This is a genomic window from Halobacteriovorax sp. RZ-2, from assembly GCF_043196685.1.
In the GTDB taxonomy this organism is placed as follows: domain Bacteria; phylum Bdellovibrionota; class Bacteriovoracia; order Bacteriovoracales; family Bacteriovoracaceae; genus Halobacteriovorax_A.
In genome coordinates this window covers 503,206-521,056 of sequence record NZ_JBEBMR010000001.1, presented here as the reverse complement: position 1 = coordinate 521,056, position 17,851 = coordinate 503,206, and the positions used below count along the sequence as shown (strand labels likewise).

Annotated in this window: 20 protein-coding genes; 12 read left to right on the top strand and 8 right to left on the bottom strand. The window is 37.0% G+C overall.

Annotation, left to right across the window (positions count from 1 at the left end; translation table 11 throughout):
- The first annotated feature begins 11 nt into the window (after positions 1 to 11).
- From ABMA78_RS02410 to ABMA78_RS02400, 3 genes are all read left to right on the top strand, one after another.
- Positions 12 to 356: a MerR family transcriptional regulator gene (locus tag ABMA78_RS02410; RefSeq protein ID WP_392856688.1), complete on the top strand. Its 345-nt coding sequence runs from the start codon at positions 12 to 14 to the stop codon at positions 354 to 356.
- Positions 357 to 488: 132 nt separating this feature from the next.
- Positions 489 to 1,190, top strand: coding sequence for a substrate-binding periplasmic protein (locus tag ABMA78_RS02405; RefSeq protein ID WP_392856686.1), 702 nt, complete (start codon positions 489 to 491; stop codon positions 1,188 to 1,190).
- Positions 1,191 to 1,258: 68 nt separating this feature from the next.
- Positions 1,259 to 2,179: a glutaminase gene (locus ABMA78_RS02400; protein WP_392856683.1), complete on the top strand. Its 921-nt coding sequence runs from the start codon at positions 1,259 to 1,261 to the stop codon at positions 2,177 to 2,179.
- On the opposite strand, the gene ABMA78_RS02395 is transcribed toward ABMA78_RS02400, so the two are convergent.
- The 3 genes from ABMA78_RS02395 to ABMA78_RS02385 form a co-directional block, all read right to left on the bottom strand.
- Entirely contained in the window at positions 2,176 to 2,808 is a 633-nt protein-coding gene (locus ABMA78_RS02395) for a hypothetical protein (protein WP_392856681.1), read from the bottom strand. The two genes, ABMA78_RS02400 and ABMA78_RS02395, sit on opposite strands and share 4 nt — an antisense overlap.
- Positions 2,809 to 2,909: 101 nt before the next feature.
- Positions 2,910 to 3,500 (bottom strand): HAD family hydrolase, encoded by a 591-nt coding sequence (locus tag ABMA78_RS02390; RefSeq protein WP_392856679.1) that lies wholly within the window; start codon positions 3,498 to 3,500, stop codon positions 2,910 to 2,912.
- Between the two features lie 72 nt (positions 3,501 to 3,572).
- Positions 3,573 to 4,622, bottom strand: coding sequence for a hypothetical protein (locus ABMA78_RS02385; RefSeq protein WP_392856678.1), 1,050 nt, complete (start codon positions 4,620 to 4,622; stop codon positions 3,573 to 3,575).
- 193 nt (positions 4,623 to 4,815) lie between these two features.
- Here ABMA78_RS02385 and ABMA78_RS02380 point away from each other — a divergent pair, with 193 nt between their 5' ends.
- Both ABMA78_RS02380 and ABMA78_RS02375 read left to right on the top strand, forming a co-directional pair.
- Positions 4,816 to 5,070 (top strand): hypothetical protein, encoded by a 255-nt coding sequence (locus ABMA78_RS02380; protein ID WP_392856676.1) that lies wholly within the window; start codon positions 4,816 to 4,818, stop codon positions 5,068 to 5,070.
- A gap of 289 nt (positions 5,071 to 5,359) precedes the next feature.
- On the top strand, positions 5,360 to 6,727 hold the full coding sequence (locus ABMA78_RS02375; protein WP_392856674.1) for an ATP-binding protein: 1,368 nt from the start codon (positions 5,360 to 5,362) through the stop codon (positions 6,725 to 6,727).
- Here the strand turns inward: ABMA78_RS02375 and ABMA78_RS02370 are convergent.
- On the bottom strand, positions 6,707 to 7,543 hold the full coding sequence (locus tag ABMA78_RS02370) for a protein-L-isoaspartate O-methyltransferase (RefSeq protein ID WP_392856673.1): 837 nt from the start codon (positions 7,541 to 7,543) through the stop codon (positions 6,707 to 6,709). The two genes, ABMA78_RS02375 and ABMA78_RS02370, sit on opposite strands and share 21 nt — an antisense overlap.
- Before the next feature lie 114 nt (positions 7,544 to 7,657).
- Here ABMA78_RS02370 and ABMA78_RS02365 point away from each other — a divergent pair, with 114 nt between their 5' ends.
- Positions 7,658 to 8,206 carry a GNAT family N-acetyltransferase gene (locus ABMA78_RS02365; RefSeq protein ID WP_392856671.1) on the top strand — a complete coding sequence of 183 codons (549 nt, stop codon included), beginning with the start codon at positions 7,658 to 7,660 and terminating at the stop codon, positions 8,204 to 8,206.
- Between the two features lies 1 nt (position 8,207).
- On the opposite strand, the gene ABMA78_RS02360 is transcribed toward ABMA78_RS02365, so the two are convergent.
- Positions 8,208 to 9,212 carry a cytochrome-c peroxidase gene (locus ABMA78_RS02360; protein ID WP_392856670.1) on the bottom strand — a complete coding sequence of 335 codons (1,005 nt, stop codon included), beginning with the start codon at positions 9,210 to 9,212 and terminating at the stop codon, positions 8,208 to 8,210.
- A 148-nt stretch (positions 9,213 to 9,360) separates the two neighbouring features.
- On the opposite strand from ABMA78_RS02360, the gene ABMA78_RS02355 reads away from it, so the two are divergent.
- From ABMA78_RS02355 to ABMA78_RS02335, 5 genes are all read left to right on the top strand, one after another.
- A complete protein-coding gene (locus ABMA78_RS02355; protein WP_392856669.1) occupies positions 9,361 to 9,966 on the top strand; it encodes a hypothetical protein in 606 nt (201 codons plus the stop codon).
- Positions 9,967 to 11,160, top strand: coding sequence for a DEAD/DEAH box helicase (locus ABMA78_RS02350; protein WP_392856666.1), 1,194 nt, complete (start codon positions 9,967 to 9,969; stop codon positions 11,158 to 11,160). It begins immediately after the preceding gene.
- An 89-nt stretch (positions 11,161 to 11,249) separates the two neighbouring features.
- Positions 11,250 to 12,560 (top strand): ATP-binding protein, encoded by a 1,311-nt coding sequence (locus ABMA78_RS02345; RefSeq protein ID WP_392856664.1) that lies wholly within the window; start codon positions 11,250 to 11,252, stop codon positions 12,558 to 12,560.
- Positions 12,557 to 12,949 carry a response regulator transcription factor gene (locus tag ABMA78_RS02340; protein ID WP_392856662.1) on the top strand — a complete coding sequence of 131 codons (393 nt, stop codon included), beginning with the start codon at positions 12,557 to 12,559 and terminating at the stop codon, positions 12,947 to 12,949. Before ABMA78_RS02345 ends, ABMA78_RS02340 begins: the two co-directional genes overlap by 4 nt.
- A gap of 63 nt (positions 12,950 to 13,012) precedes the next feature.
- A complete protein-coding gene (locus ABMA78_RS02335) occupies positions 13,013 to 13,852 on the top strand; it encodes a methyltransferase domain-containing protein (RefSeq protein WP_392856660.1) in 840 nt (279 codons plus the stop codon).
- On the opposite strand, the gene ABMA78_RS02330 is transcribed toward ABMA78_RS02335, so the two are convergent.
- The gene (locus ABMA78_RS02330) at positions 13,849 to 15,249 is read right to left on the bottom strand and encodes a hypothetical protein (RefSeq protein WP_392856658.1); all 1,401 of its coding nucleotides are present in this window, start codon (positions 15,247 to 15,249) and stop codon (positions 13,849 to 13,851) included. The genes ABMA78_RS02335 and ABMA78_RS02330 overlap by 4 nt on opposite strands.
- A gap of 116 nt (positions 15,250 to 15,365) precedes the next feature.
- On the opposite strand from ABMA78_RS02330, the gene ABMA78_RS02325 reads away from it, so the two are divergent.
- Positions 15,366 to 16,280 carry a universal stress protein gene (locus ABMA78_RS02325; RefSeq protein WP_392856657.1) on the top strand — a complete coding sequence of 305 codons (915 nt, stop codon included), beginning with the start codon at positions 15,366 to 15,368 and terminating at the stop codon, positions 16,278 to 16,280.
- Here the strand turns inward: ABMA78_RS02325 and ABMA78_RS02320 are convergent.
- Entirely contained in the window at positions 16,277 to 16,657 is a 381-nt protein-coding gene (locus ABMA78_RS02320) for a response regulator (protein WP_392856656.1), read from the bottom strand. The genes ABMA78_RS02325 and ABMA78_RS02320 overlap by 4 nt on opposite strands.
- Positions 16,647 to 17,822 (bottom strand): PAS domain-containing protein, encoded by a 1,176-nt coding sequence (locus tag ABMA78_RS02315; RefSeq protein WP_392856654.1) that lies wholly within the window; start codon positions 17,820 to 17,822, stop codon positions 16,647 to 16,649. Before ABMA78_RS02315 ends, ABMA78_RS02320 begins: the two co-directional genes overlap by 11 nt.
- Positions 17,823 to 17,851: the final 29 nt, after the last annotated feature.

Here is a 17,851-nt window from a genome sequence, read left to right as displayed (position 1 = left end):
AAAGGGAAAATATGAATATTTCTGAACTTGAGAATATTAGCGGTTTAACAAGAGATACGATTCGATATTATGAAAAGATCTCATTAATATCTTCGCCGCAAAGAGATGTTAATGGATATAAGATCTATACCAAGGCGAATTTGCAAGAGATTCGTTTTATCTCTAGTGCAAAGGAATTGGGTTTTACTCTAAGTGAGATTAAACGAGGAATGGACTCTTTTATTAAAAGGGGAAGGCCTTGTGAAAACTTCAAAAATAATCTTGAGAAGAAGAAGGCCATTATCAAAGATAGAATTAGTGAAGATAAGGCAAAGTTAAAGAAGATCGAAAAGTTTTTAAAACAGGCCGGCCTATAAGCTAGTCTAACACACTGATATCACGAAAAGGTGGCGTGTACCTTCTTGTCAATACTATTTGGTTAATATAGCCTTTTAGCTGTTATGCTAAAAATAAAACACCTTTTCACGCTTATTCTTTTTCACGTTGCTTTGCTGAATACAAGCTTCGCAAGTGAAATCAAGACTATCGAAATCTCGACTCCTAAATGGGATGGTTTTACGAATAAAGACGGATCAGGGCTTTATTTTGAACTGGTAAAAAAAGCTTACTCTCTTTCAAATATCAAAGTTAATTATACCTTTGTTCCATGGCCAAGGGCCGTTAAGTATGTGAATGAAAATCACAAAGATGCGATGCTTGGTGCTTATAATAGTGATGAAGAATCAATCTATCCAAATTTTCCAATCGATGTTGAATATACTCTTGTGATCTATAAAAAGAATACTTTAAAAGACTGGCAGGGAGTGGAGAGTCTCAAGGGAAAAGAGGTCTATTGGGTTCGTGGCTATAATTACCATGAATATATAAAAACGAAATTAGATTGGAGAGAGCTTCAAGATACTAATCAAGGCTTAAAACTTCTAGAAAAGGGTCGCATCAAATTCTTTATCGATTCTAATAATACTCTTAGGCCTAAATTAAAGGAATTTAAAATAGACCTTAAAGATTATGAGATAAAGCCAGTAATTACAAAATTTCTCTATGTGAGATTCTCTCGCACCAAGAAGTCGCAAGAGCTTATTAAGATCTTTGATAAGAATATGGCCACACTTCTTAAGTCTAAAGATCTCGAAAAAATCTATAAGAAGTGGAATCATAAAACACCAGACTTCTCTGCCGTCAAAAAGTAGTAGGTAAGAGTTTCATTAAAATCAAAAATAGAATTAAAAAAGTAGAAGTTTAAAGCTATATTATTCCCATGGAAGAGAATTATACACAGATTTTAGAAAGGATTTACGCTGAAATCCTACCAATTATTGGCAAAGGAAATGTTGCTGACTATATCCCTGAACTGAGTAAGGTTGAGCCTAATCAATTTGGTATGTCCATTTGTACCAATGATGGGCATGAGTATATTATCGGTAATGCGCAAAAAGCATTCTCAATTCAATCAATCTCTAAAGTCTTTTCATTAGTTCTGGCCTATCAGAAGCTCGACTCAAAGCTTTGGTCTCGTGTGGGCCTTGAACCTTCTGGAAACCGCTTCGATTCACTTGTACTCCTTGAAAATGAAGGGGGAATTCCTCGCAATCCATTTATTAATGCCGGTGCCATTGTTGTCGTGGATACACTGATTGATCTCTATGATGATCCAGTTACTGAGGTTTTAAAATTTGTTCGCGAGCTAAGTGGTAACGAAAATATTTTTATTAATGATTCTGTAAGGGCCTCTGAATTAGAGTGTGCCAATCGAAACTACGCCCTGACATACTTTATGAAAAGTTTTGGCAATATCAATAATGAAGTTTCAAAAGTTATTGATGTTTATACAACAATTTGTTCCATCGAAATGTCATGCGTTGACTTGGCGAGGTCTTTTAGACTCTTTAGTTCAAATGGACAAAACCCTTGGAATGGAAAGAAGATATTAACGAAGAGCCAGAACAAGAGGATGAATGCCATTATGATGACATGCGGACTCTATAACTCTGTAGGGGACTTTGCTTACCGAGTTGGGATCCCGGCAAAGTCAGGAGTTGGTGGTGGTATCGTTGGTGTGATCCCAAATGAAATGTCTATTTCAACTTGGTCACCTTGCTTAGATGATACAGGAAACTCTTTAGCGGGAATTGAAGCACTAGAGCTTTTCACAACATATTCTGAGCAATCAATTTACTAAAACTGTAAAAGACATTCCTTTGCTTTATATGGGCCAAATTCTTCGTCTTTTAATAATTCTTCGTAACACGGGGCCAATTCATCTTCACTGATATTCTTATCTGCCGTTAATTCGAGACAGTTAAAAGTATAAGTCGCAAAATCTTTAGTTGCTTTTGCTATTGCTGTACAAAACTTAGCAGCAGGCTTACTAAAGAGAGAGTTTGCGGCATAACTTAGGCATTGATAACCATTGAACGTCGAGTACTTGGCCACCTCATCACAAGTTGCTAAGATATTATCATCAAATTCGTTATTTACAGAAACCTCAACGCAGGCAACCGCATTCACTGAATTCTCTTTTACTTTTTTAGCAATATCAATGCAGTTTTGAGCAGCATTCTTTGGAAAGCTTTTTCCTACAGCTTTTCGTACACAAGTCATTGCATAGAAAATTGAGAAATTTGCAATTTCAGAACAAACAGGAATAACGTTGGCATCTAGTGGGCCACCATTTTTTATGACCTTCTTACAAAGTGAAGCATCTTGAGGATACTTCTTACCAATTTTCTTACATAGCTCATTTTCTGAGGCATTGGCCGCAAAAGTTAAAGAGATTAGTACAAAGATGATAAATTCTTTTCTGATCATAATGATTCCTAGGTGTAATTTATTTTGTTTAATATAGTTGATAAAACCAAGGAAAGTACAGTCTATAAATAAAGCTATATATTAATTATTGACCTAGAATTTTAAACTTTTTCCCAACACATATAGGCCTCATCGGCCAGCTCCAGAAGCTGCTGATCTTCAATTGTGTCACCATAGGCATAGATCTTATCAAAGCTTGAGAGGTTATACTTCTCTTTGACTCTCTTGGCCTTCATATGACCAGTACAATCACCCTTGTGGTAGCTTCCTGTGCAGATGCCTGCTCTCGTTTCTAGAGATGAGCAGATAAGTTCAAACCCATTTTCCTCACACCATGGAGCAAGGTAGAGATCTAAAGATGCCGAAACGATGACAATCTTACTGCCAAGCTTTCGATGTCGCTCAATTTCTTCTTGTGCGTTCGTTCTAATGACTTTTGGAAGAAATGACTTAGAAAAGCTAAGGCCCTGCTCTTCAAGTTTAGAAGCATGCTGTCTTGTATAGGCATACTTGACGATGAGGGCGCGCATTGTAGGCCCTGATAGAAGTTTTAATTTGTAGGCAATAACAAATGGAGAAAGTAGAAACTTTCCAAGTCGTAACTTCTTTTTACTTACTGAGTAATAGATAAATTCAGTGAATGTATCTTTGAAGGTTATTGTTCCATCAAAATCAAATAGGGCCAAGTTCATGATCAGATTTTAAGGTAAGCTAAACAGCATGTCATGAAATAAAAAGGCCCTTAAATAAGGGCCTAGTGAATGTTATCTATTCTGTAGCCAATTTAAAACAAGGTTGTAATAACTTGTTTCAAATTCACCATAGCTCGAGAGGGGGGAGGTTGAGCTATTTAAGATATCATTGAATTGATATTCAAAATTATTCATCACATTGGCAGGAGCAACACAGGCACCAGTAAAGACTCGATCAGAAGGACATGGTGCTGTATCGATTGTATCAAGGCCATGCCAACGATCTGTTTGCATAAATAGTTTAAAGCCACTTGTCCCTAAACCTTGTGACTGGAGGTAGGCCACGATTGTCGTATATAAAGGGTAGGCATTGTAACTTCCTGACTCGGCCTGGCCGTCGGCCACAATATTGCGAGATGGTGCATACTTGCTGTGATAGCTTGCCCACTGTTTAGCACTCAGAATTGGAGCACCTGATGACAACTCTGCTAAACCTTCAACCCACCAACCTGGTGTAACATTAAAGCCATGTTCATTATGATTAAATTGAGAGTCTAAAATATGCATTAGTTCATGCTTATGGAGAGTGTACTCATAACTAAATCCATTATCAGCGTTACTATTATAGGCACTAACGACAAGTGCCGACCCATGACCTGATCCATGGGAAGAAGTTCTATTTAAGACACAAATACCAATCCTTCCACCATAGGCAACAGTAATTAGATCTGTGTTATTTAAGTTGAGATGGCCAGCAAACATCTCAAGGTTAACTTCCGCCATTGCTACAATCTTTTGTAGAATACTTCGTGGAACACTATCGCTATCTGCTGCGATCTCAAAATGATCTGACCAGAAAGCTGGCCTTCCATGACATGCAGGTTCTTCATAGTGTTGTGTTCTAGAAATATATATTCCACCATCAGTCGAGCTCGGCTTTGCTGAAATAGCTGGAACCATATTCATTTTACTTTTAACTTTCTCAATACTAAGGCTACTTGCACCCCAGCCATAATTACCACCATTGGCCTTGGGTCCATCATCCCCACCAGGCTCACACGAGGTAAGCAGTGAAGTGAGTATTAAGAGTAGAAATGTGAATGCTGATACTTTTTTTAACATCAATATCCTTTTTTGATTGTATGTTGTTGAATTTATTATTGTAGCACTAGGGGTGATCAATGTTCACTAAGGGTATTTTTTATCTATCGATTGAATCTATTGGAATAAGCTAATGGATAAGTTGTACAAGGCCATGGCCAAAGTATTGTTTTCGACGTAGCAATAGGACTCATAACAAATTAGGGGAGCATTTATGAAATCACTTTTATTATCTGTACTATTTTTATCGTCATCATTCTCGTTTGCTGCTTCAGACAAGCAGCTAATTGATATTCTAGAAAATGCTCTACGCTTTGAAGGTTACGTTGTTCTTGATCAAGTAAAAGAAAATGGCGAGTACACAGAAGTTGATTTCTATGTCGGCGCATATGGTGAAGAGAGATTCACAAGTTGCTTACTAAGAAATGATCAACTAGTAAGCTGCAAGGATAATTGGTTTAAGCTGTAAACTAAGAGATAAGAAATAAAAAAGCCCTAATCAGTGAAAAGGGCTTTTTTGTTATGCCGCACACGCAACGATGTGCTGTACGCAGAGTGGTCATTCTCAAACAAGAACTAACACTAAATACATATTATCAGCAAAACAAATTCATAGATTTAATTTTGGTTAAATTCTTCTAAATCTTACATTGCTATGTAAGTGTTGAGTATTAAGGATTCCTTGAGATAAGTTTCTCTATGTCCTCTAGATTAAATAAGTCTTATGGGGTAATATCGTTCTCTATATTGAGGAAAATTTGAATATTAGTAATAAAGCAGTCCATGCATACATTAATTACATCGTTGAAAATAATGATGACCCAAGGTCTTTCTTTGAAAGCCTAGGTTATGACTATTCTCTTATTAGTGATGAAAAAAAGTATATGACATGGAATGATTACCGCCTCATTACGGAATCTCTTAATGACAAATACGATAAGTTCTATGAAGGAATGACTAAACACGGCCTAACAAATAAGTACGTTAAACGAGTCCTTGATATTCTTTCAAGAATGATTAGCTTTCGTTTTGTAGGTGACTTCATTTTAAAGTATTCGTTTAAAACATTCTATACAGATGCTGTGAAGATAGAGCTGGTTGAAACAGGGAAAACTTCTTTTGATATTAAGCTTACCTTTGATCGACCTGAAGATATTTTTCCAGTCTTTGTTGATATGTATCGTATTGTCTTCTTGGCCCTACCAAGAATGGTTTCTGAGTCCATGTCTTGGGATGTGGAGATTACTCAAAATGAGAATGTCTTGATATACCACGTTGATGAGTATTCAAGCGCACCGTCTATTTTTGCTACTATTCAGATATTTATTTTAAGACTATTTAAACTCGATAAATATTATAAGAATCTTATTATTGAAAACCTTCAGCATAATAACGAATTGGAAAGAGCAAATCTTGAGCTAGAGATGGCCGAAAAAAAGATTCGTGAGGCCCATAAAGAAGTCTTACTTGCCAATCGCATTATTAGCCATGATATCGCAAATAAGATGCTTATTGTTGAGCATGTGAAAAGGCTTATCTCTCGCGGAGAAGTAGAAAAGGCCAATCAGAAATTGGATCTCTATTATAAGTCAGTAAAGGCGATCATTGAAAATACGAGAAATGTTGTCGATGACAATTCAAACTCATTTAATATGTCTGATGTTTCGATTAAGGAAATGCTGGAAGAGCTGATTTTTGAATATCAGGATCAGGCATCAGAGAAGAATATTAAATTAGTTCTCGATTCAAATGTTGATGCGCAATTTTCGATAAGGACAAATAAAGAAGCACTAAAAGATAGTGTCTTAGGAAATATCCTTCAAAATGCGATTAAATTTTCTCCTGAAAACTCAGAAGTTAAATTTAAGCTAGAAGTAACTGGTAGTGAATTCTACCTTTCTTGTAAAGATCACGGTGTTGGGATTGAGGCAAGTTTAGTGAATGAAATCAATCGAAATGAAGATAAGATCTTTAAGAGTACGGTTGGAACACATGGTGAGAAGGGAAGAGGACTTGGCCTATTCATCATTCGTAAAGTTTGTCGTGAGCTCGGGCTACATGTTCGCTTTGTTTCTGAACTTGGAAATGGAACGAAGGTCATTATCTCACAACCATACAAATATTGATTCATTCTGTTTCATCATATGGCGACAGGAAATATCAATTTCCTTTTTATTCGGATAAATTCTTAATGTACTAGTTAGTGCCATTGGATGATTAAATTCAGAGACCTTATGCTTTGTTGTCGTCGTCACAGGGACAAAGCTACAGGCCACGGCTTTTGTTGAGATAAAGCAGCCTTCTTCATCATTCTTTTTCAACACATATAAAATATCAGAATTAAGATCGCCCTTGAGGACAAAGATTAGAACGGCCCTATCACCAAGTTGCTTATGAAAAACGGCAGGAAGATCATAAGCACCTGCTGTAAAGATTGCCCTGTCATAAGGTGCGTCCTCGATATATCCCTCTGTGGCATCACCTTGCATAATCTTCACATTCTTTATATGAAGTCTGTCTAAGCAGGCGTTGGCCCTGTCTACGAGTTCGGGAATAATTTCAATACTGATAACTCGGCCATCCTTTCCGATAATATGGCCCATTAAGGCCGCATTCCATCCACTACCTGAGCCAAGTTCAAAAACTTTGTGCCCTGGCTTGAGCTCTAGAAAGTCGAGTATCGTTAAGACAAACGAAGGCTGTGAAATCGTAGATATGACCTGTTCATCTCCAAAGATAGCAAGGGGATGATCAGCATAAAGTATGGAAAGATACTCTTCAAGATTTTCATCTGTTATGGTGATCCACTTATCTGGATAGTCTCTGAGGTAAGGGACGAACATATGGCGTGGAACGCTATAGTAGGCATCGATAACTTCCTTCGAAAAACCTGTGTTTTGAGCGATAAAACGATCTTGAAATTCTTTATATAATTCCGTCATTTACTTAGGTTAATGATTAATAAGAATTTTCTCAAAGTAAGATTAGTAAAAACAAGGCTTAAGAAAGTTTAGCTCATCATTGTCATAACTTTTACTTTTTAATATATTTTGTTCATGAAAATTGAAACTCAACGTCTTATTTTGGCCATCCCTAAAGCTGGGGATGAAGTTGCGACACTCGAATTCTATAGAGAAAATGAAGAGCACTTGGCCCCTTGGGATCCTAAGAAGCCTGATGACTTCTACACATTAGATTATTGGGCGAATAAGGGCAAGGCCGCAAAAGAGGAGTTTGAAAATGAGACTTCTGTTCGTTTTAATCTATTCTTAAAGGATAGCAACCACCTCATCGGTATGGTTAATTTTACAACTCTTGAAAGGGGACCTTTTCAGAATTGTCGTGTTGGCTACAAATTAGGTGAAAAGTTTCAAGGATACGGTTATATGAGAGAGGCCCTCTCTGCTGGTCTTGATTATCTATTTAATGAACTTAATTTTCACCGTGTGGAGGCCAATTATATTCCACAGAATTTACGTAGTGGAAATGTATTAAAGGCCCTTGGCTTTGAAGAACATGGAATTGCCAAAAACTACTTAATGATAGCAGGTAAGTGGCAAGACCATATCCTAACAAGTAAGTTAAATCCAAATTGGAGAGCTTAATCTAAGGTAAGCTAGGTATTTTTGTTAGCTCTCTCATAACTTCTTCTTTTGTTTCTAGCGTTGAAAGAAAGGCCATGATGTCCTCACGATCTTGTTTTTCAATTTCTATCCCAAGCTGAACCTTTCCCATGATATAGATCGCTTGATCTAAGCTGGCCACACTTCCATCATGAAAGTAAGGGGCCGTTTTTGTCACATTACGAAGAGGTGGAACCTTGAAGTATTCTTTATCATCTTCATTCTTTGTGAAATTATAGCGTCCAAGATCTCTTTTAATAGATTTTGTGTATTGGTAAGGGTCTTCGACAACACCAAATTTTTGATACATTTCACCACCAATTAATTGGCCACTATGACAACCAATACAGCCGTATTCCACAAACTTCTTCAGGCCTCTTGCTTCTTTTGTTGTTAGGCGCTGTACATCGCCATCAAGATAATCATCAAAACGAGAGGGACCTACAAGTGTGCGCTCAAAGGCACCAATTGCTTGGGCACTTAGTTGGGCAAGCTTCTTAGCATCTTCCTTTTTGATATTTATAGCAAATGCCTTAGAGAAGTCCTGTGCATAATTATTGCTAACGAGTTTCTCTTTTAGGTGCTCTTCATTATCAAGGTTAAAAGGTACTTTGATAAAGAATGACTTAATTGCCTGCTCTTCGACATTTTTTCGATTTCCATCCCAATGCTGTGAAATCTGTCCTGCTGTATTGATGAGGGTTTGAGCATTACGAGGTGCTGAACGATCTTTAGTACCCTTCGACTTTTTCAGGCCATCTGAGAAGTGAAGTTGTGGTAGGTGACATCTGGAACAACTTACGGTTCCATCTCTACTTAATCTCGTGTCGTAGAATAACTTTTGTCCCAGTGTAATGACTTCTTCCTTAGGCTTTTGTTTCCCAAAGTACTTGATAGAATTTAGGCTAGTACCAAAGAGATCTGATACTGGACTAGTACTCGTACAGGACGTGATAATAAATATTGATAAGAATAATATTTGTTTCATTTTACTTCCTCTTGTTAAGTTTGTTAGGTCTTCGTAGAGGAGGTCTAAATTGTTACATAAAATATAATTTCTTAATAATATTAGTCCTTTATATACTTGCCTGAGTGCTTTGCTAAAGTATTTTAAAAACTGAACCGATACATGACTTATGAAAAAAATAAGCGTTCTTTTATTCTTAGCTACTTCCATATTTGCTCGAAACGAAGTTGACCACTACAAGTACTCTCAAAAGTGTCCGGATGGTTACCTTTATAAACTAACGGAAGTGAATGGGAAGAATAAGACTACTACATTTAGTTGTGTGGCCGACTCAGGGAAGGTTCACCCTGAGTATTCATTTAGAATTGCAAATTGGAAGAGTGGAGATTATCTACTAGAAGAGAATGCTGGAAAAGTTACAACGAAATTTAAATATAATAAAGAAGGAAACGTTCAATCAGTTACGCAATCTCTTAAAGGCGTGAATTTTTCAAATAAATGTGATTTTAATTATAAGGCCGGAAAGCTTGTCCCAACTAAGAATTCTCAATGTAAGGAAATTCAAAAAGAATTTGGTAATATGACAACATCAATCAAGCATGAGGTCTTTTGTGAACCTAATGCTACTGAGTCTGCATGTACGACAAGTGATGGCCGTGTCTTTAGGCCTTCAACAAAAGAAACAGGTGTTCTTAGGTACTTCTATGAGAACGGGCATGTTGTTGATGAAGTTGAGGTTTCGCCGTCTTCAAATAGTCGTGCAATTTCAAAGTAAATGACTTGTTTCAAGACTCTAAATTTATCTCGCTCAACACTTGAGGCCCTAACTGGTCTTGGCTACATTGAAGCTACACCAATTCAAGAAAAGTCGATACCACCATTACTGGAGGGGGCTGATCTTCTTGGTATCGCGCAAACTGGTACCGGGAAAACTGCTGCCTTTTCTCTACCTATTATTGAAAAGTTTATTAAGAATAAGATAGAGGTTGCTCCTAACCATTGTCGTGCCATTATACTTGCTCCCACTAGAGAGCTTGCTACCCAAATAAATGATAGCATCATCTCATTTGCAAAGGGGACGTGCTTAAGAGCTGCCTTAATTATTGGAGGAGTCAGTAAAGATCCACAAATAGTTTCCATGCGTACAGGTGTGGACATTGTTATTGCCACCCCTGGCCGCTTCATTGATCTTATGAATGATGGTGCCATTAATGTTTCGCAGACGGAGTTCTTTGTTTTAGATGAAGCCGATATGATGCTTGATATGGGGTTTTATGAAGGAGTTAATGACATTGCAAAAAAGATTCCGATCTCTCGTCAAACAATTCTACTGTCGGCAACCATGCCAAAACAAATCGAGGCCCTCGCGCATGCAATACTAATAGATCCAATAAAAGTCGAGATTACTCCAGAGTCATCAACTGTTGATAAGATTAAGCAATCTGTTTATTTTACATTGGCCGAAAATAAGAACTATTTGCTCTTAAGTTTACTCGAAGATAAATCACAGTCTCGTATTCTTATTTTTTGTAAGGCCAAGTACGCTGTAGCTGAACTTGTCGAATTACTTAATCGTAGCGACATTAGTGTCGGAGAAATTCATAGTAACCTAACACAGGGGCAAAGGAATAAGGCCATTGAAGACTTCACAAATGGTGAGATACGCGTCCTCGTTGCAACAGATATTGCCTCTCGTGGAATTGATATTGATAATGTGGACATGGTCATAAATTATAATATGCCAGAAGATGCCACTTATTACGTTCACCGAATTGGACGAACAGCAAGGGCCAATAGAGAGGGAGCCGCTATATCCCTATGTAGCGAAAAAGACCTACCATTTCTTAGAAATATACAAAAGCTAATTGGAACGAAAATTACTCAGGTACTAGATCATCCCTTTCATCACGACTACCCCGTTACAAAACCTAAGTCTAAGAAGCGTTATCGTGGACGTCGCCGACGCTAGTTTTTAGGACAAACTTTTCTTTAGATTTCTTAAACACATGTCTTACATATTTCTCTTATAATGAAATATCATTAATTAAGTGAGGCAATATGCAAGGCCAAGGTGAGTATCAAGATAAATTCAAAATCATAAAAGAGATTTTTAATATAAATCAACACGTTAGTGGTGAAGATTATATTAAAGAACTGTTAAAGAATATCGCTACATATTTAGATATCGACTTCATTCTAGTAGGAAGACCAAAGGAAGGTAAATCTAGTGTGATCGTTACAGATTTTGCGATATCTAATGGCCGATTTATTGATAATCTTGAATATGATCTAGAAGGTACTCCCTGTCATGATGTTATCACCGGTAAGCGCGTTTGTATGCACGCTAATAATGTATGCTTAGAATTTCCAGAAGACCTAATGCTACAGGATATGGATGTTGATGCTTATATTGGAGCTCCAATACTTCTTCCCTCTGGAGACTTTCTTGGGTTAATTGTATTTTTAAGTACTAACCCTATTAAAGATCCTAGTTTTGTGGAAGCTACCGTTGACCTTTTTGCAAGTCGAATAGGAGTTGAATTGGCCATGATTAGTGCTAATCAACGAATTGATGATCTCAATGAGATAATTGCTAAGGAGGTGAAAGAAAAAGAGGAGATGATTAAGAAGACCCATGAGACACTTCTTGAACAAGAAAAACTTGCGGCCCTTGGCCGTCTGACAACAGGGATTGCCCATGAAATAAGAAATCCACTTAATCTTATTTTAAATGCTGGTAAGGTTGCTAGCTCCATTAATACACGTCTGATAGAAGGTGATAATAAGAGGCTAAAAGATCTCAAAAAGGCCCTCGATATTATCACAACTCATAGCTTGAGGATAAAGAATATCCTCGAAATTATGTTAGATACCCGAGTAAACGGTAAAAAGAGATATTCATTAAAGATGCTAGTTGAAGAGTCGTATAAGTATGCCCAACATGCTCTAAGTTTACACAATGATGGGGTTGAAATTAAGTTTGAGCACTCTCTAAATACGAGTGAGGACCTTCATGTTTTTACTAACGATATCCAATCTGTCTTTATTAACCTCTATGAGAATTCTATTTACGCTCTTCATAAGAAATTTAGTCGTTCACAAGGGCAGGCAATTCTCTCAGTTCATACATATGAAAAAGATCAAGATATTCTAATTGAAGTTAAGGATAATGGGGTAGGGATTGCCGAAAGTATATTAAATAATATTTTCGAACCATTCTTTACGACTAAATCAGGCCGAGAAGGCTCTGGCCTTGGGATGTCGATTATCAAATCAATTGTAGAAAAAAATAATGGTGAAATCTTTGTCGAATCAAAAGAAGGAGAGTTTACAATTTTCAAGATTCGTTTTCCTAGGGAGAGTTCATGATAAGGGTTCATGTCTTACTCGTTGATGACGAAGAGGATATCCTATTCATTTTTGAGCATATCTTTGAAGATTGGGTTAGAGCAAATAAGATGCTCCTTTCATTTTCAACTTCTGGTGCTGAAGCACTAAAAATTCTTGAAAGCGAAAATGGCCATGATGTTATCCTGATCCTGTCGGATATTAACATGCCAGGTCTCGATGGATTTGAACTCTTAAAGCAAGTCAATGAAAGATTTCCCAATATCGATACAATTATGATTTCTGGTTACTCAAGCACTGCCTACCAGAAAAAGGCATCAGAATTAGGTGCTCTTGACTACTTTGAGAAACCCGTCGACTTTGAAAAGCTTATGAAATTAATGACGGAACGCTATCCCGAATTAAATTAGAAAGCATTACATTATCCAATATTTTTAGTTACCTCATTTAGAAATAAGTGCTACGTTGAAATCATGTTCTTTCAAAAATCTGATAAAAAATGGAAAAAGGTTCTAGCTGAACCAATCGATAAACAAAGTAAGTTTTTAAATAAAATTTGCAAGATCAATAAACGAGACTCGCTTGTTCTTACAGAGCGATACTTCGATGGTATTGATTACCCGCTAATGGCCGAAATTTTTAAGTCTGTGAAGACGATCATTTCTCGTGGAGAGTTTGATCCTAGTTTTCGTGACTTAATCTATGACCGACTCCTACGTATTATTGATATTGAACACCTATATCCAGAAGAATATGAAGATGGGAATGAGTGTAATGGTGATGATGATAATGTGATCTTTGGTGAAAATTACCATGTCTACACAGCTTGTTATGACGACCTTGATCTTCTTATTAATTTCATCAATTCAAGAGATGATATTAACAGCGTATGTGATCTTGGATCAGGCACCGGCCGTGCTCTCTTGTATATGGCCCTTATGATGAATAAGAAATTGAATTATCTAGGACTTGAATTAGTCGATGAGAGAGTTCAATTTACAAACTCTGTCTCTGAACATTTCCAATTAGATCACGTTAAATTTCAAACATGCGACTTCTTAGAAAACCCTGAAGCCTTTGCAGGCCATGATGTTTACTACCTTTATGATTCCGTCGGCACTGAGAATGTTCCAAGGTTAGTTTCTCATTTTAAAGAGCTAATTGATTCTGGATCAAAATTCTACTTACTCTTTATTTCTGGTTGGGATGAGATCATGCTAAATGCACTCGATAATCTCTCTGGCCTAAAAAAGATAGAGTCCCATACTAGTCGTAAACAGGAAGGGCGTGTTGTAAATTTCTATAGTACTTAGAATCGATACTCAACACCTATACTAAAGCTCGTCTCAAATTCATTACTCTCTTGTCCCGTAAGGCTATACTGGTGTCTACGTTGATTGAGTGTTCCATTGTCTGCTTTTGCTTCAGCAAAGAAAGAGAAACCGTTCGCTCTACCAACATCATACTTTGACTTAATTGAGATACCTCGGCCATCTTGATCATTAAAATATGTTTTGACAGATGTTTGCCAGTCGTTAGCTTTATATGTAAAGCCCAGACCCACTTCGTTGGCCGATTCTCCTAAAAGAGATGTCTCAAAAGAGAAGTGATAAGTCATTCGAGATTGTGTTAGTAAACTAGCTGAGATTTTTCCGCTAACTCCTTTCTCATTTAAGAATGCAGCAAATTCTGGCCAAGTGATCTCCCCAAGAGGTGTTTCAAAGGTATAAGTATCAGTGTAATGCTTATTCAGCATAATCTCATCACTAAAGGCATTTACAGCTTCCCAAGTTCTACCGGAAAGGAGAGTGGCCAAGAATGAGATATTGGAAATGAATTCCTTTGTTGAGTTGATTTCATCTTCTTCAATTAGGCCTTGTTGATGAAGGGCATGGGCATAGTGGGCCAAGTCGCTCATATTTGAGTTTGGGTCATACTGATAGTAAATAGTAGAGATAACTTTGTTTAAAATATAGTGAAGAGCATCACTTTGATCAAATCTTCGATTGATGATACTTTCTTCTGCAATATCTTCGGCCAAGCTTATCTGGGAATTAATTCCTGCCGCTGATATTACTGCTTCCTGATTAGGTGTTGCCCCATCAATAGAGTAGCTTACAGCACCGCGATTATAGGTTGACATAAATGCCAGATAGAAAGCACCAACGCTATGATATGCTTCATCGCCAACCCATAATTGAATCTCACTTCCACCGAATTCTTTTACAGCTTGTGCATGGGCCACCTCGTGAACTAAGGTATAATTTGTACGAGAAATCCACCAAGAGACTACTTGATGGGCCATGTTGATCGAGGCCCTAACAGCAGTATGCTCGTTATAACGTTTATGATCAGTGATAACGTTGTAAAATACTTTACTAACGTTTCTTATATTATGGTACCACTCGACGGCACCATCTCGATTAAAGCGATTCTTAGAGAAGCTTAGAGTTGAGATTTTAAAATTACCTACACTTTCCGCTAGCTCATCAAGGTCTTGATCACTCAAGTCAATTCCGAAGTTGCTCCCTGTTTCGTCAACAAGTACCTTAAATTCATATCGTTCCTTATCTAGTTGAGATGCATAGACATCATCCTCTGTAGAGGTATTTGTGACCGCACAGTAACTAGACTGCTGTCCAAGAATTAGACAAAGAAATAGGGCGTACATCATGCTAACGATGTGATTTTGGGTATTTTTCAAATTCATGAAGTTATATATCGCAAGTCTAATGCCAACTGATTCTTTGAATTTCTAGGAATATATAGAGCTAATTTAAGTTTTATTAAATGCCTATGCCAAATAAAATAGAGAGTGGAGGCATCATGAAAAAATTGGTTATCTGTTCAGACCTTCATGAAGGTTCTGAAAAAAATATTCGTTCAGGTTATAACTTTGCCAAAGCACTCGGGTTAAAACCTTCGCTCTATCATATTGATACAATCTCTCCTCAGCTAGAAAAACAATTTCACTCGACATCCACTCGTTCCCGTCGAATTAAGGATCCTGTGTGGAGAAAGAATATTGAAGAAACCTCACTTGAGATGGTGAATGCAACTTTGGGACGACTCAATATTTCTAAAGAAGATATTGAATTTGAAAATTTTGAAGGCTCAATAAATGAAGGGATTGAGCACTTAAGTGAAGACCCGGAAATGGAAATCATATCGGTCGGTGCTAGTCATCACGGTGAACTTCATCGCTTCTTTCTAAACACATTTGCGGAGAAGTCATTGTTCAATTTAAATAGAGATGTACTCATCACTAAGACCTCTGTCGAAAATTTTAAGAAAATTACTTATCTAATACCTTATGAGTCTCTTGATGAGGAAAACCTTGCAACAGTCGCTAATTTAGCAAAGTGTAATAATGCAAAGGTACATATGGACTGTATCGTTCCATTAAATTTCGTTAGTTATAATTTAGAAGTCTTTCCTGATGGGCCTTATCCTAGAGAAGTCCTAACTAACGAAATGTCTGAACTTCATAAAGGGGCCGAAGATGAGTTACAAAAGGCAGTGGCAATCCTAAAAAAACAAGGGATTGATGCAAGTTATACGTTAAAGATGATTTTGAATGCTGAACCCGGACAGCGACTAGAAGAACTCATTAGAAGTGAAAAATCAGACCTTGTGGTTTTGAAACCCCAACACTATATTTTTGAGCACTTATCACTAGGAAGCGTAACGTTGGATATAATGAAAAAAACGGAATGCAACTTATATCTTCTCCATGTTTAGGCAACATCCTCTTCGATGGTTCTCTTTAATTCACTAAAGTCGACAGGCTTATTGAAGTAGTGTTTTATCTCAAGCTTGCTGACTTCTTCTAAAGTTTTTTGATCTCCATATGCAGACATCATGTAGATTAAGATACTAGGGAATTGTTTTTTTACTTCTTTAACAAGTTCAATTCCATTCATATTAGGCATGTTGATATCTGTCACAAGAACAGTGATATCATTTCCTTCTTCACTATGAAGCTTTTTAAGTGCATCTTCCCCAGAAAGAGCAAAGTGAGTCTTAAACTTTCCATCTAAGACATCCTCTTCGAAAATCATTTCAATAAGATCGAGTAGCGCCTCTTCATCATCTACAAATAGTATACTAGTCGCCATCGCTATGCCTCCATCGCTCTTTAGGGATATTTAGGGTCACCTCTGTCCAGTGTCCAATATCACTCTTAAATGAGATATCAATTTTATCATTTTGAAGAAGGAATTTTGCGATTGCAAGGCCTAGGCCTCCTCCTGTCTTTTGGGACGTTGAGGAGAAAAATGGAAGAGTGATATTTTTAACATAGTCTTCAGATATACCAATACCAGTGTCATGTATCTTGATTAAGAGTGCTTGGTTTGTTTTGTTAACTTCAATGCTAACTTTTATTTCTTTTTTTATACTTTCTTTTGCCTCTTTTATTGCGTTAATTGAGTTTTTAAGAATATTTTTTAGGGCCTGGATAAAATTTGGCCCAGTAATAAATAAATTATAATCCTTGATGTCCTCAGGAAGAGTTAGCTTGATTTCTTGTTCTTTTAGCTCCTGCTTAAAATCAATGGTCATACTCTTATCGACTAGCTTCTTTACATTAAAGATTTCTTTTACATTAGAGACGGAGCGAAATGTAAGATCAATTGTCTCAACGATATCATTAATACGTTTGTTAGCATCCCTCATCACAGAGAGTAGGGTTTCAATTTTTTCTAATCTTTGTTCTTTTCGAAAAATTTCCGCTCTTAAAATTTGATACGAGTTTAATGTAAGAGTTAACGGGTTTTTAAGTTCGTGGGCCATGCTTTTTGTTAGTTCAAGAATACGCTGAAAGTTGGCCCTTTCTATTTCACCTTCCTTCTTCTTTAATAGCTCCTTTGCCTGCTTCTCAACGATCTCCATAAGCTCCATTTCAGTAAGCTTTCTTATGGTGATATCACAAATATATCCTTCTAGGGCCACCAGCTCGTCATTTTCATATATGCCAATTCCTTGCTCCCAAACATAAATATAGTGTCCTTTCTTATGCTTTATCCGATACTCGATAGTAAAGAACGTCTTATTATCGATGGCCATCTGTACTTCATTCCAGACCCTTGTTATATCTTCAGGGTGATAAATATCTGGAAAAGATAATTCCTTGTTATTGATAAATTCCTCGGCCTTATAACCTAGGATCCTCTCAACCCCTGAGGTCATAAAGAGCATTGTCCAATGCTTATCATTTAGACATCGATAGGCAATGCCATCAATATTTTCTAAGAGAATGTCGAGATTAAGCTTGTTTTTCACAACTTCTTCTTCGGTAACGACATATATAG